Source organism: Pseudodonghicola flavimaris (assembly GCF_030164425.1).
Taxonomy (GTDB): domain Bacteria; phylum Pseudomonadota; class Alphaproteobacteria; order Rhodobacterales; family Rhodobacteraceae; genus Pseudodonghicola; species Pseudodonghicola flavimaris.
The window spans coordinates 1-17,704 of the sequence record NZ_JASNJD010000001.1; the positions used below are offsets into that span (position 1 = coordinate 1).

16 protein-coding genes are annotated in these 17,704 nt (G+C 66.1%); 8 read left to right on the forward strand and 8 right to left on the reverse strand.

Going from position 1 to position 17,704, the window contains the following annotated elements; genetic code table 11:
• From QO033_RS25345 to QO033_RS00005, 3 genes are all read left to right on the forward strand, one after another.
• Window positions 1–92, forward strand: a 92-nt coding sequence (locus QO033_RS25345; protein ID WP_456107298.1) for a transposase domain-containing protein, incomplete at its 5' end; no start/stop codon positions are given.
• Window positions 93–196: 104 nt separating this feature from the next.
• The gene (locus QO033_RS25270; protein WP_407682084.1) at window positions 197–418 is read left to right on the forward strand and encodes a MarR family transcriptional regulator; all 222 of its coding nucleotides are present in this window, start codon (window positions 197–199) and stop codon (window positions 416–418) included.
• Between the two features lie 751 nt (window positions 419–1,169).
• Window positions 1,170–2,186: an SGNH/GDSL hydrolase family protein gene (locus QO033_RS00005; protein ID WP_284478858.1), complete on the forward strand. Its 1,017-nt coding sequence runs from the start codon at window positions 1,170–1,172 to the stop codon at window positions 2,184–2,186.
• A 132-nt stretch (window positions 2,187–2,318) separates the two neighbouring features.
• Here the strand turns inward: QO033_RS00005 and QO033_RS00010 are convergent, their stop codons facing one another.
• The 4 genes from QO033_RS00010 to katG all read right to left on the reverse strand — a co-directional run bounded on the left by QO033_RS00010 (window position 2,319) and on the right by katG (window position 6,222).
• Complete coding sequence (locus tag QO033_RS00010) at window positions 2,319–2,555, reverse strand: thioredoxin family protein (protein ID WP_284478859.1); 237 nt, start codon at window positions 2,553–2,555, stop codon at window positions 2,319–2,321.
• Window positions 2,556–2,567: 12 nt separating this feature from the next.
• Window positions 2,568–3,623, reverse strand: a complete 1,056-nt coding sequence (locus tag QO033_RS00015; RefSeq protein ID WP_284478860.1) for a permease — start codon at window positions 3,621–3,623, stop codon at window positions 2,568–2,570.
• Window positions 3,620–3,910: an ArsR/SmtB family transcription factor gene (locus QO033_RS00020; RefSeq protein ID WP_284478861.1), complete on the reverse strand. Its 291-nt coding sequence runs from the start codon at window positions 3,908–3,910 to the stop codon at window positions 3,620–3,622. Before QO033_RS00020 ends, QO033_RS00015 begins: the two co-directional genes overlap by 4 nt.
• A 137-nt stretch (window positions 3,911–4,047) precedes the next feature.
• Window positions 4,048–6,222, reverse strand: a complete 2,175-nt coding sequence (gene katG, locus QO033_RS00025; protein ID WP_284478862.1) for a catalase/peroxidase HPI — start codon at window positions 6,220–6,222, stop codon at window positions 4,048–4,050.
• 265 nt (window positions 6,223–6,487) lie between these two features.
• Between katG and QO033_RS00030 the strand changes: the two genes are divergently transcribed.
• Both QO033_RS00030 and QO033_RS00035 read left to right on the forward strand, forming a co-directional pair.
• A complete protein-coding gene (locus tag QO033_RS00030; RefSeq protein ID WP_284478863.1) occupies window positions 6,488–7,414 on the forward strand; it encodes a hydrogen peroxide-inducible genes activator in 927 nt (308 codons plus the stop codon).
• Window positions 7,415–7,594: 180 nt separating this feature from the next.
• Window positions 7,595–8,782 (forward strand): acetyl-CoA C-acyltransferase, encoded by a 1,188-nt coding sequence (locus QO033_RS00035; RefSeq protein WP_284478864.1) that lies wholly within the window; start codon window positions 7,595–7,597, stop codon window positions 8,780–8,782.
• Between the two features lie 57 nt (window positions 8,783–8,839).
• On the opposite strand, the gene QO033_RS00040 is transcribed toward QO033_RS00035, so the two are convergent.
• On the reverse strand, window positions 8,840–10,033 hold the full coding sequence (locus QO033_RS00040; protein WP_284478865.1) for a multidrug effflux MFS transporter: 1,194 nt from the start codon (window positions 10,031–10,033) through the stop codon (window positions 8,840–8,842).
• A 175-nt stretch (window positions 10,034–10,208) separates the two neighbouring features.
• On the reverse strand, window positions 10,209–11,066 hold the full coding sequence (locus QO033_RS00045; protein WP_284478866.1) for a BKACE family enzyme: 858 nt from the start codon (window positions 11,064–11,066) through the stop codon (window positions 10,209–10,211).
• A 217-nt stretch (window positions 11,067–11,283) separates the two neighbouring features.
• Between QO033_RS00045 and QO033_RS00050 the strand changes: the two genes are divergently transcribed.
• From QO033_RS00050 to QO033_RS00060, 3 genes are all read left to right on the forward strand, one after another.
• The gene (locus QO033_RS00050; RefSeq protein ID WP_284478867.1) at window positions 11,284–12,075 is read left to right on the forward strand and encodes a helix-turn-helix transcriptional regulator; all 792 of its coding nucleotides are present in this window, start codon (window positions 11,284–11,286) and stop codon (window positions 12,073–12,075) included.
• 125 nt (window positions 12,076–12,200) lie between these two features.
• Window positions 12,201–13,817 carry an acyl-CoA carboxylase subunit beta gene (locus tag QO033_RS00055; RefSeq protein WP_284478868.1) on the forward strand — a complete coding sequence of 539 codons (1,617 nt, stop codon included), beginning with the start codon at window positions 12,201–12,203 and terminating at the stop codon, window positions 13,815–13,817.
• Window positions 13,818–13,836: 19 nt separating this feature from the next.
• The gene (locus tag QO033_RS00060; protein WP_284478869.1) at window positions 13,837–15,780 is read left to right on the forward strand and encodes an acetyl-CoA carboxylase biotin carboxylase subunit; all 1,944 of its coding nucleotides are present in this window, start codon (window positions 13,837–13,839) and stop codon (window positions 15,778–15,780) included.
• A gap of 18 nt (window positions 15,781–15,798) precedes the next feature.
• On the opposite strand, the gene QO033_RS00065 is transcribed toward QO033_RS00060, so the two are convergent.
• Both QO033_RS00065 and QO033_RS00070 read right to left on the reverse strand, forming a co-directional pair.
• Window positions 15,799–16,455, reverse strand: coding sequence for a GntR family transcriptional regulator (locus tag QO033_RS00065; RefSeq protein WP_284478870.1), 657 nt, complete (start codon window positions 16,453–16,455; stop codon window positions 15,799–15,801).
• A gap of 148 nt (window positions 16,456–16,603) precedes the next feature.
• On the reverse strand, window positions 16,604–17,644 hold the full coding sequence (locus QO033_RS00070) for an MBL fold metallo-hydrolase (RefSeq protein WP_284478871.1): 1,041 nt from the start codon (window positions 17,642–17,644) through the stop codon (window positions 16,604–16,606).
• Window positions 17,645–17,704: the final 60 nt, after the last annotated feature.

Consider the following 17,704-nt stretch of genomic DNA (forward strand, 5'->3'; position numbering starts at 1 on the left):
ATCTCAAGACCACCCTCGAGGCCATCGCCGCCGGCCATCCGCAAGGCCGCATCGACGAACTTCTCCCGTGGAACTTCAAGCCGTCAAGCTGAACCTGAGGTGGGATGCAGCCGCCGCTTACGAAGATACGCTATCGCATGGTCTTGAGGTCTCGGTGTCTTCGGGTGTTCGAGGAGTAGTGGAAGCGGTTCAAGAGATGGAGCAAGCATCTAGCAATCCTCTGGGGTGCCTCTCTGTCAGCCAACGTGAGATAGCTAACTACATGGGTGTTGATCCAAGCGTTGTAAGCCGGAACGTACACCGGGCAATCGAGTTGGAGCTGTTGGAGAACGACAATCCGGGCCAAGGTAGGGCCGCTCAACTGCGCTTAGGGAGGCAAGAGCTGCCAACCGGAAGTGTCCTGCCTGTTCTTGAGTAAACGGAGAGGAACAAACGGGGGCGGCCCTCTGGGCCGTTCCCCCAAGGTTCGCTAGCCAAAAAAGTTGACGAGAAAATCTTTGGGTGTGGTTCAGTAATAACCAAGGGGGGGTATGTCCCCCCTCCCCCCGGGGGGCTCTGGGGCGTTACTCGCTACTATCATTGAACTTGTGACCGAGAAGGCCATCCCGTAATATAAGATAAGTTATTGTTTTGGCTTTAAATATTCTGTTCTTGTCTTTCTTCTTAGGAGCAGAAGTGACCACTGACTCTTGTGTACACTTATTGGTATACACGCACCCTTACCTTGTCTTGTTAGGGTCTCTCGGCTATATTCCTGCAAGACTGCAACAGTTTGTTGGTGGATCGCGCAGCCTTTAAAATCTGTTTGATTTTATAGGTTTAGGGAGGAGGGAAACCCTCCGAACCTAGCGTTGAGGTCGCTGTTCCTTAACCGGAGTGGAAGTTCGAGTCTTCTCGACCGCACCATCAGCTGGCCCGAAGGGCCGGATCTTCAAAGCAAATCGACAAGTTTCGTCCTCTGCGGAAAAATGCAGTTCGGTGTGGTGTGGTTTCGCCCCCTGCGGCCCCAATGGCGTACGCTTGCCGGGGTGCGGAAGCCTGACTTCGGCAGGAGGCAGGGCGACCTCGTCACCGGCGTCGCAGTCCGCTGACTATGGTCGGGCCGGGGGCTACACTTCCGGTTGTGGATATGTCATCAAAACGCAGCTTTCGTTGCCGATGGTGCACATATGACAATTTATATTTCTGGCGGTTCAAACTCCCTGCTCAAGGGAGGCTGGGTTCACAGGCTTCGTGATCGTCTGCCGGAGGATCAGGAGATCGTGAATATCTCCATCGGCGCAGCTCCGTCGCAGATGGGGGCCTTCCGCTGCTTGCACACCATCGACTTGAAGCCGGGTGACACGGTGATCTGGGAATACGGCGTCAACGACGCCAATCATATCGATGCGCGCGGCTATACCAATCCCGAGCTGCGGAAGGCGGTGGAATGGACGATGCGGCATTGCCGCGACCGGCAGGCCCGGTTCGCGGCGCTGATCTTCCAGCCGCGGAACCGGGAAAAGCGCGGGCGGCTGACCGCCTATCGCAAGATGCTGCACCGGATTTGCGAAAAGCACGGGGTCGGCTTCTTCGACGTGCCGCAGGCGTTTCTGGACCAGAACCCCGGCAGCACCCGTATCCCGCTGCGCTATTTCCGCGACAATGCGCATTACCGAACCGGGGACGAGCTGATGAACCTGATCGTCGATGGCGCGCTGCAGCTGCTGGAGACCGCGCGGATCCCGGGGGAGAGCGTCGAGACCGGCGCCGGAGAGCTGAAAATCTACGCCGATTTCCAGGGAGCCGAGGACGAGCTCTTCGAGAACAGGGCGATCCGGCTGACGACATGGCGGCCGGGGCCGGAAGGTTTGATTGGCCGGTTCGAGGGCAAAGGCCGCATCGTCGGGCTGGTCATGACCTCCACCCAGAACGGCGGTGTCTTCGAGCTGCGCATCGGCGATATCGCGATGCGGCTCTGCGCCTCGTACCGGGAGAAGGATTTCAACAAGACGCTGGTGAAATTCGTGTCGATCCCCATGCTTCTGGGCGAGGATATCCACTTCGAAGCGGGGGAGACGATCTCGATCTCCTATGCCGATACGGCGGAGCACATGTTCGCCGACTACCGGTTCAAGAAGAAGGTCGGCGCGGAGGAGATCGAGGGGCGCGAGGCCGGCATCGTGGCGGTGCTGACCGAGGAATAGGGGCCCGCGATCCCGGAGCGGCGCCGGTCCGGAAGCGCACCGCAGCCATCGGGCATCCATCGCGCGGGGCCTGTGTGGCCACCGCCTTGCGGGCGACCCTGAGAGAGGGCCGCCCGTCGGCAGGATCGCTCCTCAGCCCTGCAGCCAGGCTTCCAGTTTCGTCGCATCGGGCAGGCCGCCGGTGTGGACCAGCTTGCCGTCGACCGAGATGCCGGGGGTCGACATCACGCCGGCCATGGCGATGGATTTCGGGTCGGAGACCTTTTCCACCGCGATGTCCAGGCCCAGCTTGGCGGCGGCCTCTTTCACCATGGCTTCGGTGGTTTCGCAGCGTTTGCAGCCGGGGCCGTAGACGGTGACGGTTTTCATCTGAATGTCCTTTCAGAACAGTAGGTTGAACAGGAATCCTACGGCCAGGATGCCGCTGGCCACGACGCCGATGAAGACGGCGATCAGGCGCAGGGTCAGAACCTGGCGCAGGATGATCATTTCCGGCAGCGACAGGGCGATCACGCTCATCATGAAGGCCAGAACCGTGCCGAGCGCGGCACCCTTGCCCAGCAGCGCCTCGACAATCGGGATGACGCCGGCGGCATTGGTGTACATCGGGATCCCCATGACCACCGCCGCGGGCACCGACCACCAAGCCTCGGCCCCCATGATGCGGACCATCAGATCCTCGGGCACATAGCCGTGGATCAGCGCCCCCATGCCGATGCCCAGCAGGATCCAGATCCAGACCTTGGAGAAGATTTCGCGCACCGCCTCGATCCCCAGCCGGTAGCGGGCGACCAGGCTCAGCCCCTCGTCCTCGGGCAGGATGGCGGTGCCGGCGTGGATGTCGCGCACCCAGTCCTGCAGCCAGCCTTCCAGATTCAGCTTGCCGATGACAAAGCCGGCGACGATGGCGATGGCCAGGCCGAAGGCGAGATAGGTCATCGCCACCTGCCAGCCGACCAGCCCGAACAGCAGAACCAGAGCCACCTCATTGACCATCGGCGCCGCGATCAGGAAGGAGAAGGTCACCCCCAGCGGCACCCCGGCCGACACGAAGCCGATGAACAGCGGCACCGCGGAGCAGGAGCAGAAGGGTGTCAGGATGCCGAGACCGGCGGCGAAGATATTGCCGACGCCTTCGCGCTTGCCAGAAAGCACCGCGCGGGTCTTTTCCGGCGAGAAGAAGCTGCGCACCACCCCCATGGCGAAGACGATCAGCATCAGCAGCATCATCACCTTGGGCACGTCATAGAGGAAGAAGGCCACCGCCTCGCCGGTATGGCTGTGGCGGTCGATCGGCAGAAGCGCGGTCAGCGTCTCGGCCAGCGGGCTCAGCTGCCGATAGATCAGCACCCAGAGCAGAATGAATCCGGCCACGCCCAGATGCCAGAGCCAGTCGGGGCGGGCGGGACGCAGGGGATGGGTCGTTTCGGCACTCATGCCGCTTTCCTTTCCTCGGTTCGGGCGGCACGGACGACCGCGTCAAGCACGGCGGCGATGTCCTTCGGCAGCTCGGGGTTCAGCCGGTAGCGCACCCATTGCGCATCGCGGCGGTCGATCACCAGCCCGGTCTGTTTCAGCACCTGCATGTGCCGCGACATGCGGCTTTGGGTGGCGCCGATCACGGCCATCAGCTCACAGACGCAATGCTCTTCGCCATCGCTGAGGATGCGGAGCGCGTTCAGTCGGGTGGGCTCGGCCAGAGCGGACAGGATGGGAAGAATCATGGGCTCTCTCCTTTATGCGCATAAGCGCATATCCGGGACGGTCGGAACTTGATCCGGATCAAAGCCGCGGGGGCAGGGCAGAAAAAACGGCGCCCCCTGTCGGGGACGCCGTCTTATCGTGCCGTGAGTGGGGCCGATCAGGCCAGGTCGAACCGGTCTGCGGTCATCACCTTGGTCCAGGCGGCGGCGAAATCCTCAACGAATTTCGTGGCGTTGTCGTCCTGGGCGTAGACCTCGGCATAGGCGCGCAGGACCGAGTTCGAGCCGAACACCAGGTCCACCCGGCTGGCGGTCCATTTCACCGCGCCGCTCTTGCGGTCGCGGATCTCGTAGACGCCATCGCCCGCCGGTTTCCATTCATTCGCCATATCGGTGAGATTGACGAAGAAATCGGGGGTCAGTGAGCCTTCGCGGTCGGTCAGCACGCCGTGCTTGCTGCCGCCGTAATTGGTGCCCATTGCCCGCATGCCGCCGATCAGCACCGTCATCTCGTTGGCGGTGAGCCCCATCAGCTGGGCGCGGTCCAGCAGCAGCTCCTCGGGGCTGACGACATAGTCCTTCTTCTGCCAGTTGCGGAACCCGTCGGCGATCGGCTCCAGCGGCGCGAAGCTGTCGGCGTCGGTCATCTCGTCGGTGGCGTCGCCACGGCCGGGCGCGAAGGGCAGGGTCAGGTCGATACCGGCGGCCTTGGCCGCCTGTTCCACCCCGAGGTTGCCGGCCAGCACGATCACATCGGCGAGGCTGGCGCCATGCGACGCGGCGATCGGCTCCAGCACCGACAGCACGCGGGCCAGACGTTCGGGCTCGTTGCCTTCCCAGTCCTTCTGCGGCGCCAGGCGAATGCGCGCGCCATTGGCGCCGCCGCGCATGTCCGACCCGCGATAGGTGCGGGCGCTGTCCCAGGCGGTGGAGACCATATCCGACAGGCTCAGATCGCTGCCGGCAATCGCCGCCTTGACCGCCGCCACGTCATAGCCGGTGGGACCGGCGGGGATCGGGTCCTGCCAGATTAGATCCTCGGCCGGGACGTCGGGGCCGAGATAGCGGACCTTGGGGCCCATGTCGCGGTGAGTCAGCTTGAACCAGGCGCGGGCGAAGGTGTCCTTGAAATATTCCGGATCGGCCATGAACTTTTCGCAGATGGCGCGATAGGCCGGATCCATCTTCATCGCCATGTCGGCATCGGTCATCATCGGGTTGTGGCGCTTGCTGGGATCGCTTGCGTCCAGCGGCTTGTCCTCTTCCTTGATGTCGACCGGTTCCCACTGCCAGGCGCCGGCCGGGGATTTCTTCAGCTCCCACTCATGGCCGAAGAGCATGTCGAAAAAGCCCATGTCGAACTGGGTCGGATGGGTGGTCCAGGCGCCTTCGAGGCCCGAGGTCACCGCATTCGCGGCCTTGCCGTTCTGGTTCGGGTTGGCCCAGCCAAGCCCCTGCATCTCCGGGCCCGCGGCCTCGGGATCGGCGCCCAGCACGCTGGCGTCGCCGTTGCCGTGGGTCTTGCCGACAGTATGGCCCCCGGCGGTCAGCGCCACGGTTTCCTCGTCGTTCATCGCCATCCGGGCGAAGGTCTCGCGCACCTGGGCCGCCGTCTTCAGCGGATCGGGTTTGCCGTTCACGCCTTCGGGGTTGACATAGATCAGCCCCATCTGCACTGCGGCGAGCGGGTTTTCCATTGTCTCCGGGTTCTCGACATCGCCATAGCGTTCGTCAGAGGGCGCCAGCCACTCCTTTTCGGAGCCCCAGTAGACGTCCTTTTCCGGATGCCAGATATCCTGCCGCCCGAAGCCGAAGCCGAAGGTCTTCAGCCCCATCGATTCATAGGCGACGGTGCCGGCCAGCAGGATGAGGTCGGCCCAGGAGATCTTGTTGCCGTATTTCTTCTTCAGCGGCCACAGCAGGCGCCGCGCCTTGTCGAGGCTGACGTTATCGGGCCAGGAGTTCAGCGGGGCGAAGCGCTGGTTGCCGGTGCCGCCGCCGCCGCGGCCATCGGCGGTGCGATAGGAGCCGGCGGCATGCCAGGCCATGCGGATCATCAGACCGCCGTAATGGCCCCAGTCGGCCGGCCACCAGTCCTGACTGTCGGTCATCAGCGCGTGAAGGTCTTTCTTCAGCGCCTCGACGTCCAGCGATTTGACCTCTTCACGATAGTCGAACTCCGCTCCCATCGGGTTGGTCTTGGTGTCCTGCTGGTGCAGGATGTCCAGGTTCAGCGCATTGGGCCACCAATCCATCACCGAGGTGCCGATTGCTGTCATCGCGCCGTGCATCACCGGGCATTTGCCGGTCGGGGCTGCGTCATTTCCGTCCATTTCAGTCTCCAATCGTGGCTCGTGTTCGTCGATCCGCTACGTGAACGAGGGTATCGAGTGTTCCTGCAATCAAACCGCGCACGTCTCCCGTCCCCTGGCGGGGGTATTTCAGGCTCCGGACACGTCGGGGTCCCCCACCGCTCGGACCCGCTGGCTCAGGGGTCGTTGGGGCGGGCTCTCCTCTCCTCCTCGTGTGAATTCACCCTAACAGAGGTTTTGCATTGGATTAAGTTGTATAAACTGATCGGAGTGATAATCTGAGATTATGAAGAATCTCACGCTCCGCCAGCTCCGCTATTTCGAGGCGCTCGCCCAGCACGGCCATTTCGGCCGCGCGGCCGAGGCGTCGGCCATCTCGCAACCCGCGCTTTCGGTTCAGATCAAGGAGTTGGAGGAGGAACTGGGGGTGCCGCTGTTCGAACGCGGCCCGCGGCAGGTGCGGCTGACCGGCTTTGGCGAGCTCTTCGCCGAGCGGGTGCGCGATATCCTGCGCGCGGTCGACGAACTGGACGATCTGGCCCGCGCCTCGCACGAGCAGCTGGCCGGGCGGTTGCGGATCGGGGTGATTCCCACAATTGCGCCCTATCTGCTGCCCACCATCGTCGGCGATCTGGCACGCGCCCACCCCGGGCTGGATATCCGGGTACGCGAGACGATCACGCCGCGACTGATCGAGGAACTGGGCGCCGGACGGCTCGATACCGCCATCGTGGCGCTGCCGGTCTCCGAGCCGGCCTTTGAGGAGGTGGCGCTGTTCTCCGAGGATTTCGTGCTGGTCCGCCCGGGCGAGGAGGCCGGCAAGCCGGTGCCCAGCCGCGAACGGCTGAAGGAGATGCGGCTGCTGCTGCTGGAGGAAGGCCATTGTTTCCGCGATCAGGCGCTGTCCTTCTGCGACATGCAATCCTCCCGCCCGCGGGAGATCCTGGACGGCAGTTCGCTGTCGACGCTGGTGCAGATGGTGGGGGCGGGGATCGGGGTGACGCTGATCCCGGAAATGGCGGTGGCGGTGGAAACCCGGTCGGCCAATGTCTCGGTCGCGCGGTTCGAGGGGACCCAGCCGCGCCGCACCATCGGTATGATCTGGCGGAAATCCAACCCGCTGGGCAAGCAGCTGATGGAGGTCGCGGAAAGCGTGCGCCGCTCTGGCGAGGCGCTGCGGGCCGGGCGGCAGGACGGCCCGGCGGCGGCCTGACCGGCGCCCCTGTGGGCTGAGATCGGCAGACAGGAACGTCAGACGATATCCTCGGGCTTTCCGACGCACGGTAATTTCGCTGGCGACTGGACAGCGTGGCTGCAGCTGCAGAAAGTGGCGCGGCAGGGCGCGCCCGGAGGACTGAGGCGCGCGTCAGAGCCTCTGGAGGAGAGAGATCAGATGAGAGAAGCTGTCATCGTCAGCACCGCGCGCACCGGGATTGGCAAGGCCTATCGCGGCGCCTTCAATGCCACCAAATCCCCCACCATGGCCGGCCATGTGCTGAAGGCCGCGGTGGAGCGCGCCCGGATCGATCCGGCCGAGATCGAGGATGTGGTGATGGGCACGGTGCTGGCCGCCGGCACCGCCGGGATGAACCTGGCGCGCAATGCCTCTTTCGCCGCCGGCCTGCCGGTGACGGTATCGGGCCAGACCATGGACCGGCAATGCGCCTCGGGTCTGATGGCGATCGCCACGGCGGCCAAGCAGGTGATGGTCGATGGCATGGATGTGGTGGCCGCCGGCGGGCAGGAGAATATCTCTGCCGTGCAGGACAAATACACCGCCTGGGTGCAGGAGACGGTCGATCCCAACGTGCTGGCCCATGCCAAGCACGCCTATATGCCGATGCTCTTCACCGCCGAGAATGTCGCCAAGGTCTATAACGTCAGCCGCGATGCCCAGGACGAATATGCCCTGAGCTCGCAGCAGCGCACCGCCGCAGCGCAGGCCGCCGGCAAGTTCGACGACGAGATCGTGCCCTTCACCACAACGATGATGGTCAAGGACAAGGCCACAGGCGAGATCAGCGAAACGGAAATCACGCTGGACCGTGACGAGGGCAACCGCCCGAGCACCACGCTGGAGAGCCTGCAGGGTCTGAAGCCGGTGATCGAGGGCGGCGTGATCACCGCCGGCAACGCCAGCCAGCTCTCCGACGGCGCCTCGGCCTGCGTGCTGATGGAAGGCAAGCTGGCGGAACAGCGCGGGCTGGAGCCGCTGGGCATCTATCGCGGCATGGCAGTGGCCGGTTGCGCGCCCGAGGAAATGGGCATCGGCCCGATCTATGCGATTCCGAAGCTGCTGAAACAGCACGGGCTGAAGATCGAGGATATCGGCCTGTGGGAGCTGAACGAGGCCTTCGCGGTGCAGGCGCTCTATTGCCGTGATCACCTGGGCATCGATCCGGAAATCTACAACGTCAACGGTGGCGGGATTTCCATCGGTCACCCCTATGGCATGACCGGGGCGCGTCTGGTCGGCCATGCGCTGATCGAAGGCAAGCGGCGCGGCGCCAAATACGTCGTGGTCACCATGTGCATCGGTGGCGGCATGGGGGCCGCGGGTCTCTTCGAAGTGAACCTCTGATCCAGAGGCCTTTCTGCGGTCTTGATCGGCCCCCGCCCGTGGCGGGGGCCTTTTCTGTCAGACGATCTGGCGCTGGTCGCCGCGCAGCGACAGCAGCGCCGACAGCCAGGCCAGAAATGCGCAGAGCGCGATCGCCAGCACCATGCTGGTGGCGGTGTTTTCCAGAAACAGCCCGGTCAGCGCGATCATCAGCCCGCCGGTGAGCATCTGCAATGTCCCGCCGAGCGAGGCCGCCAGCCCGGCGATATCGGGATGCGGGTCGAGCGACAGAACCGCCGCGGTCGGGATCACCAGACCGAGGCAGGCATTGGCGACGAACAGCCCGGCAATCACCACCGGCAGGCTGCCGCCGCCCAGCAGGGCGATCAGCGCCAGAGTCGCGCTGGCGGCGAGAAAGCCGCTGATTGCCAGCCAGATCACCCGATCCATGCCAAAGCGCTGGGCCAGTCGCCCGGCCAGCTGCGAGGCGCTGAAGAAGCCAACCGCGTTGACGGCGAAGGCCAGCGAGAACCCGGTGGCGCTCAACCCGAATTCGCGGGTGTAGACGAAGCTCGCCGCGGCGATGAAGACGAAGAAGCTCGCCATGCCGAAGCCGCCGACCATGGTCAGCCCCATGAACCGGCGGTCCGTCAGCAGCCGGGCGCCGCCCGACAGCATCGCCCGGGCGCGGACCGGGCGGCGGGCGGCGGGATCCAGGGTTTCCGGCAGCGCGAAGATCACCAGGGCCAGGCTGAGCAGCGAGGCCACCGCCAGAACCGCGAAGATCTCGCGCCAGCCGCCCCAAAGCATCACCGCAGAGCCGGTCATCGGCGCCAGCATTGGCGAGACCGAGATCACGATCATCACCGCCGCCATCATCCGCGCCGCTTCGGGCCCGCTGGCCTTGTCGCGGATCACTGCGCGCGGCACTGCCATCAGCGCCGCGGCGCCCAGCCCCTGCAGACCGCGCGCCGCGATCAGCCAGCGGATATCGGGCGCGAAAGAGGCTGCCACAGTGGCAAGGAAGAAGACCGCCAGCCCGAGGATCAGCGGCAACTTGCGTCCCATCGCATCGGCCATCGGGCCATAGATCATCTGCGCCAGGCCGAAGACGATGAAATAGGATGTCAGGGTCAGCGCCGCGCCGGCCTCGGTGGTGCCGAGATCGTCGGCCACCATCGGCATGGCGGGCAAGTACATATCTATGGCGAAGGGGCCCACGGCCGAGAGCAGACCCAGGATCAACGCCATGCGGAACAAAGGGTCACGCATCGGGAAACCTACAGACTTTTATTTGGTTGTATATGGGAAAGACGGCGCAGAATCGCACCTGGAAGAACACCGCCGCCGCGAGGCAACTGTGCCCGGTTGCCGCAGGGATGACAACCCCATGCGCGTCAGCTGCGCCGCGGGCGCGTCCCGGGGCGAGGAACTCCCGGGGGCGGGATCAGAGCCCGAGGAGCGCGCGCGCCTCCTCCGGGGAGGCGATCTCGCGGCCGGCGGCCCGCGCGGTGCGGGTGAGTTCCTCGATCAGTGGGCCGTTGGAGCTGACCTTGCGGCCATCGGGCAGATAGAAGGTATCCTCAAGCCCGCTGCGCAGGTGACCGCCGAGCTCGGCGGTGCGGGCATGCAGCGGCCAGATCTCGGCCCGGCCGATGGCGGTGACCTGCCAGCGGGCATCCGGGGGGGCGAGATCGGCGAGGATCGGCAGCAGATCGGCGCGCGCCGGCTGCCCCGAGGCGACGCCCATCACGAAATTCATCTGCGCGGTGCCTTTGAACATGCCGGCGCGCTGGTACATGGCGACGCTGCGCACGATGCCGGTGTCGAAACATTCGAATTCGGGGACGCCGCCGGCGGCCTCGATGACGTCGATGAAGTCCTGCACCTTCTCCACCGGGTTGTCGAACAGCATCGGCGGCCAGGCCCAGTCGCCGTTGGCCCGGAGCTTGAGGTAATTGAGCGATCCGGCGTTGCAGGCGGCCATCTCCGGCGCGGTGGCGCGGATCACCTCCAGCGGTGCCTGATACTCGGGTCCGGGAATGCCGGAGGTGTGGTTGATGATCACCCCGGGGCAGGCGGCGCGGATCGCCGATTGCACCCTGCGCGACAGATCCACGTCCCAGCTGGGCAGATGGCCCATGCCGGGCGCCTGCTGGCGCAGGTGGATATGCATGACGCTGGCTCCGGCCTCATAGGCGCGGCGGGCCTCCTGCGCCATGTCCTCGGGGGTGACGGGCACGTTGTGCTGGCGCGGATCGGTCAGAACGCCGTTGATCGCGCAGGTGATGATCGCCTTGGACATGTGGTTTCCCTCCGCCGCTTCGGGCCGGCCGCCTTTGGCCACCGCCTCTGGTCGGGACCGAGCCTAGGGCAGGGCCGGCGCCGGGGCTTGCGCAAAGACGCTGCGGCACCGCCTGGACCCCGGCGATCGCAAATTGACCTTTCGGCGCGAGTTTCCAACAATGTGGGCGGAGAGAGGAGGCCGCCCCGTTTCGGGCGGTATCAGGGGAGGGAAACCGGTGGCAGAGGCATCTGAACCCGACAAGATCATGTTCGTGAACCGTGACCGCGTGTTCTATTACGGGTTGCTCGGCGCCCGGATGAAACCGCGCCGGCCGGGCGGCATCACATTCTATCTGGCGGAACGGGGCGATGTGCGGGTGCGCCTCGGGTCGGGGGGCTGGACGGCGGCGCCCTGCATCGTGCTGCCGCATTACTGCAGCCATCAGGTGGCGATCGATTGCGACCGCGTGTTCTGCCTGATGTTCGAACCCGAACGCCTGCGGCCGGAGGATCAGGCCTGGCTTCTGGCGGCCGGCGGCGCGGGGCCGGCGCAAGCCGATTGGATCGCGCGGGTGCGCGCGGCGCTGATGCCGCTGGCGGCTGCTGGGGGGGCGCAGCGGCTGGGCACCGCCGGCTTCGATCGGCTGCTGCTGGGGACGGAGCTGCCGGCTCGCCGGCTCGACCCGCGGATCGATCTGACGCTCGACCGGTTCGAGCAGGACCTGGGCGAGGTGGCGCTTTCGGCGGAGGAATGCGCTCGGCAGGTGGGGCTCTCGGCCTCACGCTTTCTGCACCTGTTCAAACAGGAAACCGGCGCCTCCTACCGCAACATGCGGATGTGGAAGCGGGCCCGGCGGTTCCTGGAACATGCCACCCACGACCGCAATCTGACCGAGGTGGCGCTGGACCTCGGATACCCCGATTCTAGCCATTTCAGCCATTCGATCCGTCGCACCTACGGGTTGAAACCCCGTTCGATCCGCGAGGGGTCGCGCGGGCTCAGGCTGGTGGGTGCACGCTGCGCCTGAGCCGGGCGCGCCGCCGTAGCGCGCCGGCACAAGATCGCCGTCGTCGTCCCGGCTAGGGTTGGGGCAGACGGTCGCGGCGCCTGCCGCCGCGCCGGTTTCTGACCGACAGCCAAGGCGGACGACGAATGCCCCAGATCCAGAGCGCGATTTCCACCGCATCAGACCCCTTTCGCCAGAACCGGGAGGGGATGCTGGCGCTGCTCGCGGATCTCGACGCGATCGAGATGCGGCGCCGGGCGGCCTCGGAACGGGCCCGCGCACGGTTCGAGAAACGCGACCAGCTGTTGCCGCGCGACAGGGTGGCGCTGCTGCTGGATCCCGGCCGGCCGTTTGTCGAACTGTCGAAGCTGGCGGGGTTCGGCCTCGATCACCCGGACCCGGAGAAATCGGTCGCCGGCGGCGGGGTGATCGCCGGGATCGGCTTCGTCTCCGGCATCCGCTGCATGATCAGCGCCTCCGACAGCGGCATCGCGGCGGGCGCGTTGCAGCCGATGGGGTTAGAGAAACAGCTGCGCGTTCAGGAAATCGCGCTGGAGAACAAGCTGCCCTTCATCCAGCTGGTCGAGAGCGCCGGGGCCAACCTGATGGCCTATCGGGTGGAGGATTTCATTCGCGGCGGCAGCATCTTCCGCAATCTGGCGCGGTTCTCCGCCGCCGGCCTGCCGGTGGTGACAGTGACGCATGGCAGCTCCACCGCCGGCGGGGCCTATCAGACCGGCCTGTCGGATTACATCATCATGGTGCGCGGTCGCACCCGGGCGTTTCTGGCCGGCCCGCCGTTGTTGAAGGCGGCCACCGGCGAGATCGCCAGCGAAGAGGACCTGGGCGGCGCCGAGATGCACACCGGTATCTCGGGGCTGGGCGATCTTCTGGCCGAAGACGACCGGGAGGCCATCGGCATGGCCCGGGCGATCCTGGCGAATATCGATTGGCAAGAAGCCGGTGGCGCGGCGCGCCCGGCGGAACCGCCCGCCTATCCGGCGGAGGAGCTTCTGGGCCTCATGCCGATGGATCACCGCCAGCCGGTCGACATGCGCGAGGTGATCGCGCGGATCGTCGATGGATCGGAGTTCGTCGAATTCGGCGCGCGCTACGGCAGCGCCACGGTCTGCGGTACTGCCCGGATCGGCGGCTGGCCGATCGGCATCCTGACCAACAACGGCCCGATCGACCCGAATGGCGCCGCCAAGGCCACCCATTTCATCCAGAGCTGCTGTCAGGCCGCTACGCCGCTTCTCTACCTCAACAACACCACCGGTTTCATGGTCGGTCGCAGCTATGAGGAGGCGGGGATCATCAAGCACGGCTCGAAGATGATCCAGGCGGTGACCAATGCCACCGTGCCGCAGTTCACCATCTATTGCGGTGCCTCCTTCGGGGCAGGGAATTACGGCATGTGTGGCCGGGGGTTCCATCCGCGCTTCTGCTTCAGCTGGCCCAATGCGCGCACCGCGGTGATGGGCGGCGAACAGGCGGCCGGCACCATGGCGGTGGTGCAGGAGGCACGCGCCGCGCGGATGGGGGAGGAGCTCGATCCGGCGCAGATCGCAGCGATGAAACAGAAGATCGTCGACATGTTCAACGGCCAGATGGGGGCGCGTTACACTTCTGCCCGGTTGCTGGACGATGGGGTGATCGACCCCCGCGACACCCGTGAGCTGATGATCGAGCTGATGGCCATTGCCCGGGACGCCGCCGCGCGCCAGCCTCAGGCGATCCAGTTCGCCGTCGCCCGCCCCTGATCCCGAAGGCGTAGGACCCATGGACAAGACCACCCCTTTCACCAAGCTCTTGATCGCCAACCGGGGGGAGATCGCCCTGCGGGTGATGCGCACCGCCAAGGCGATGGGCTATGCCACCGTCGCCGTCTATTCCGAGGCCGATGCCGGGGCCGAACATGTGCGCGCCGCCGATCAGGCCGTTTGCATCGGTGGCGCGGCGCCGGCGGAGTCCTATCTGCGGATCGACCGCATCATCGACGCCGCCCGGGCCAGCGGCGCGGATGCGGTCCACCCGGGCTATGGGTTTCTAGCGGAAAACCCTGACTTCCCAGAGGCTTGTGAAGCAGCGGGCATCGTCTTCGTCGGCCCCCCTGCGGCGGCGATCCGGGCGATGGGTGACAAGGCCGGCGCCAAGGCGCTGATGACCGGGGCGGGGGTGCCCTGCGTGCCCGGCTACCAGGGGGCGGACCAAGGGGCGGAGACCCTCTTGGCCGAGGCGCGGCAGATCGGCTTTCCGGTGATGATCAAGGCCACCGCCGGCGGCGGTGGGCGCGGCATGCGGCTGGTCGCGGCGGAGGCGGACTTCCCCGAGGCTTTGGCGGCCGCGAAGTCCGAGGCGCAATCGGCCTTCGGCAGCGATGTGGTGCTGCTGGAGAAGGCGATCCTCGATCCCCGGCATGTGGAAATCCAGGTGATGGCGGATCGTCACGGCTCTGCCATCCATCTGGGCGAACGCGACTGTTCGGTGCAACGCCGACATCAGAAGCTGATCGAAGAGGCGCCATCGCCTGCCGTCGACGCCGATCTGCGGGCGCGGATGGGGGCGGTTTCGGTCGCTGCCGCCCGGGCCATCGGCTATGAGGGGGCAGGCACTTTCGAATACCTGCTCGATGCCGAGGGGCAGTTCTATTTCATGGAGATGAACACCCGGCTGCAGGTCGAACACCCGGTGACGGAGGCGGTGACCGGCCTCGATCTGGTGGCGCTGCAACTGCGCGTCGCCGCCGGCGAGGCTCTGCCGCTGCGGCAGGAGGAGGTCGCCTTCACCGGCCATGCGATCGAGGTGCGGCTTTGCGCCGAGGATCCGCGGGCGGGGTTCCTGCCGCAAAGCGGGGAACTGACGCGGTGGGCGCCGGCGGCGGGGCTGCGGGTGGATCACGCGCTGCGCGACGGGGCCGGGGTGCCGCCGTTCTACGATTCGATGATTGCCAAGATGATCGCCCATGGGCCCGACCGGGACGCGGCACGGCGGCAGCTGATCGCCGGGCTGCGGGACAGCCTGGCGCTGGGGCTTTCGACCAACCTCGATTTCCTGGCCGACTGCCTGGCCGATCCGGTGTTTGCCGCCGGTGCCGCCACCACCGGGTTCATCGCGGAACGGCAGGCGCAGCTGCTGCCGGACCCGGAGCCGGCGCTGGCGCGCGGGGCGATGATCGCTGCGGCGCTGTTGCGGGCCGGGCCGGGCATCGGGCTCACGCACGGGTTTCCGACGCCGTTGCGGCTGGCGGCGGCGGAGGTCGTCTTTGCGCCCCAGGTGCGGGTGCTGCCGCACGGGGCATGCGAGGTCAGCCTGCCGGGGCACGATCCGCTGCAGCTCCGGGTGCTGGAACGTGAAGGCGACTGCGTGAGGTTCGAATGCGACGGTCTGCGCCAGCAGGCGGTGCTGTGGTCTGTGGCGGACCGGGTCTGGCTGCATCTGGAGGGCCGCAACCTGAGCTTTCACGACCTGAGCTTCGCCCCGGTGCGCCGGGCCGTCGCCGGTGGCGATGGCAAGTTGCGCGCATCGATGAACGGGTCGGTGGTCTCGGTCGGGGTGTCGGTCGGTGACCGGGTCCGGGCCGGGCAGACCCTGCTGGTATTGGAGGCGATGAAGATGGAACACCCCCACAGCGCGGCCACCGACGGCACCGTGGCGGCGGTGCATGTCGCCGCCGGCGCCCAGGTGACCGCCCATGCGGTGGTGGTGGAAGTGACCCCGGACTGAGGCCCGGGGCGCGCGGCGCTATTCCGGGAACAGCGGCAGCGCCCGCGCCGCTGTCATGGCGATATAGCCGCGTGCCACCCGCTCGGCGCGGCGGGGATCGCCGCTCAGCACCGCGTCGGTGATCTTGCGATAGCCCTCCACCCGCTGCTCGGGTGTCAGGGTCAGCCGGTTGCGCACCAGATGCGCCTGGAACCGCGGCAGCAGCCGGCCGAGTTCGGGATTCTCGGCGATCTGCGTCAGTGCCCGGAAATAGCGGTTGCGTCGTCGCAGGAATTCGAACCGGTCGTTGGTGTCCTCATGCGTGGCGATGGCCTCGAGATGTTCGGTCAGTTTCTCGCGCGCGCCGGGGGTCTCGATCTTCTGCGCCGCCTGCCGCGCCGCCAGCCCCAGGATCACCTCCATGATGGCGAAGAGATTGGCCGCCTCGGTGCGGGTCAGCTTGCGGATGCTGGCGCCGCGATAGGGGTGAGACACCACGATCCCGTCGGCCGAGAGCTGCTTCAGCGCCTCGCGTACGGTGCTGCGGCTGACCTCGTACTGGCGCACCAGATCGGGTTCCACCAGCCGCTGGCCGGGGACGAAGCGGCCCTCGTAAAGGCCGCGGATGACGTCCTGGACGATCAGGCTGGAGGAACTGCCCGTATCGCTGGTCTTGCTGCTGCCGGTGGTGGTCATGACTGTCGGTCCCGCTGCTGGAGGGCACGCCCCCGTGGCGCGGTTCTAGTGGCTTTGGCGGGGGGCTGCCAGTTTTCTCCATCGCGCCGGGACCGGGGGCGGCGGCTCTGCCCGACAATGCGGCATTGCGGGTACATCTTTTGTCGCCTCAGGGGCGGGCCAGACGGCGATGCCCGGTGGCGTCTATCTGCCAGACCAGTTCGCCATCGGCGGCCAGGTAGTTCATATGGGCCAGCACCTCGCTGAAGGCGAAGCTCATCTCATGCGGGCTCAGCTCCTGGCGGAACAGCACCGGCACCAGATCTGCGGCGGACATCGGCTGCACCGCAGTTTCCTCGCGGATCAGGTCGCAGCGGTGATCGTGATGGGCGATCAGTTCGGCGCAGCGCTGCTGCAGGCCCAGAAACGGCAGCCGGTGACCGGCCAGCACCAGCGTTTCGGCCGGCAGATCGGCGGCCAGCGCCGACAGCGAGCGGATGAAGGCGCCCAGCGGGTTGCCGTCGGGTTCGATCGCCATGACCGAGATATTCGGGCTGATCTTCTCGATCACCTGGTCGGCGGCCAGCAGGATATTCTCTTCCGGCAGATGCAGCATGAGCTGTTCCGGGCAATGGCCGTCGCCGGACAGCACATGGAAATCGCGTCCGCCCACCTTCAACACATCGCCGGCAGCCAGACGGCGGTAGGTGAAGGGCGGTTTCGACAGCATGCGCATGTATTCATGGCCCTGTACGCTGACCAGCGCGGCGATCTCGCGGCTCATCCCGTGGCTGACGAAGAACCGGGTATAGATACTGGCGGCCAGCAGCTCCGGCGAATTGAAATAGGTCATCGTCGCCAGAAAGGTCGCCTGGCTGGTCATCAGCGGGATCTGCAGCGTGTCGCAGAGCCAGCCGGCCAGTCCGATGTGATCGGGGTGGTGATGGGTGACGATCAGCCCGGTGATGGTCTCCCCCTTCAGCGCGCCGGAAAGCAGGTTGCGCCAGGCGGTCCGGGTCTCGGGCATATCGATGCCGGTGTCGACGATCAGCCAGCCGTCGTCGTCCTTCAGGAAATAGACGTTCACATGGTTCAGCCGGAACGGCAGGGCGAACCGGGTCCAGAGGATGCCGGGGGTGATTTCGACCAGTTCGCCCTCGGCCGGAGCGTCGGGAAAAGGGTGGATCAGTGGCTGGGTCTGGGTCGTCATCTGGTCTGGTCTCGCGGCGGTTTCAGCGGGTGGACAGCCTGCCCGGACGCGCAGCCTAGC

Excerpts from the sequence above, each read along its gene's own strand:
- QO033_RS25270 (WP_407682084.1), top strand. The coding sequence starts at position 197 with ATGGAGCAAGCATCTAGCAATCCTCTGGGGTGCCTCTCTGTCAGCCAA.
- QO033_RS00005 (WP_284478858.1), top strand. The coding sequence starts at position 1,170 with ATGACAATTTATATTTCTGGCGGTTCAAACTCCCTGCTCAAGGGAGGC.
- QO033_RS00010 (WP_284478859.1), bottom strand. The coding sequence starts at position 2,555 with ATGAAAACCGTCACCGTCTACGGCCCCGGCTGCAAACGCTGCGAAACC.
- QO033_RS00015 (WP_284478860.1), bottom strand. The coding sequence starts at position 3,623 with ATGAGTGCCGAAACGACCCATCCCCTGCGTCCCGCCCGCCCCGACTGG.
- QO033_RS00020 (WP_284478861.1), bottom strand. The coding sequence starts at position 3,910 with ATGATTCTTCCCATCCTGTCCGCTCTGGCCGAGCCCACCCGACTGAAC.
- katG (WP_284478862.1), bottom strand. The coding sequence starts at position 6,222 with ATGGACGGAAATGACGCAGCCCCGACCGGCAAATGCCCGGTGATGCAC.
- QO033_RS00030 (WP_284478863.1), top strand. The coding sequence starts at position 6,488 with ATGAAGAATCTCACGCTCCGCCAGCTCCGCTATTTCGAGGCGCTCGCC.
- QO033_RS00035 (WP_284478864.1), top strand. The coding sequence starts at position 7,595 with ATGAGAGAAGCTGTCATCGTCAGCACCGCGCGCACCGGGATTGGCAAG.
- QO033_RS00040 (WP_284478865.1), bottom strand. The coding sequence starts at position 10,033 with ATGCGTGACCCTTTGTTCCGCATGGCGTTGATCCTGGGTCTGCTCTCG.
- QO033_RS00045 (WP_284478866.1), bottom strand. The coding sequence starts at position 11,066 with ATGTCCAAGGCGATCATCACCTGCGCGATCAACGGCGTTCTGACCGAT.
- QO033_RS00055 (WP_284478868.1), top strand. The coding sequence starts at position 12,201 with ATGCCCCAGATCCAGAGCGCGATTTCCACCGCATCAGACCCCTTTCGC.
- QO033_RS00060 (WP_284478869.1), top strand. The coding sequence starts at position 13,837 with ATGGACAAGACCACCCCTTTCACCAAGCTCTTGATCGCCAACCGGGGG.
- QO033_RS00065 (WP_284478870.1), bottom strand. The coding sequence starts at position 16,455 with ATGACCACCACCGGCAGCAGCAAGACCAGCGATACGGGCAGTTCCTCC.
- QO033_RS00070 (WP_284478871.1), bottom strand. The coding sequence starts at position 17,644 with ATGACGACCCAGACCCAGCCACTGATCCACCCTTTTCCCGACGCTCCG.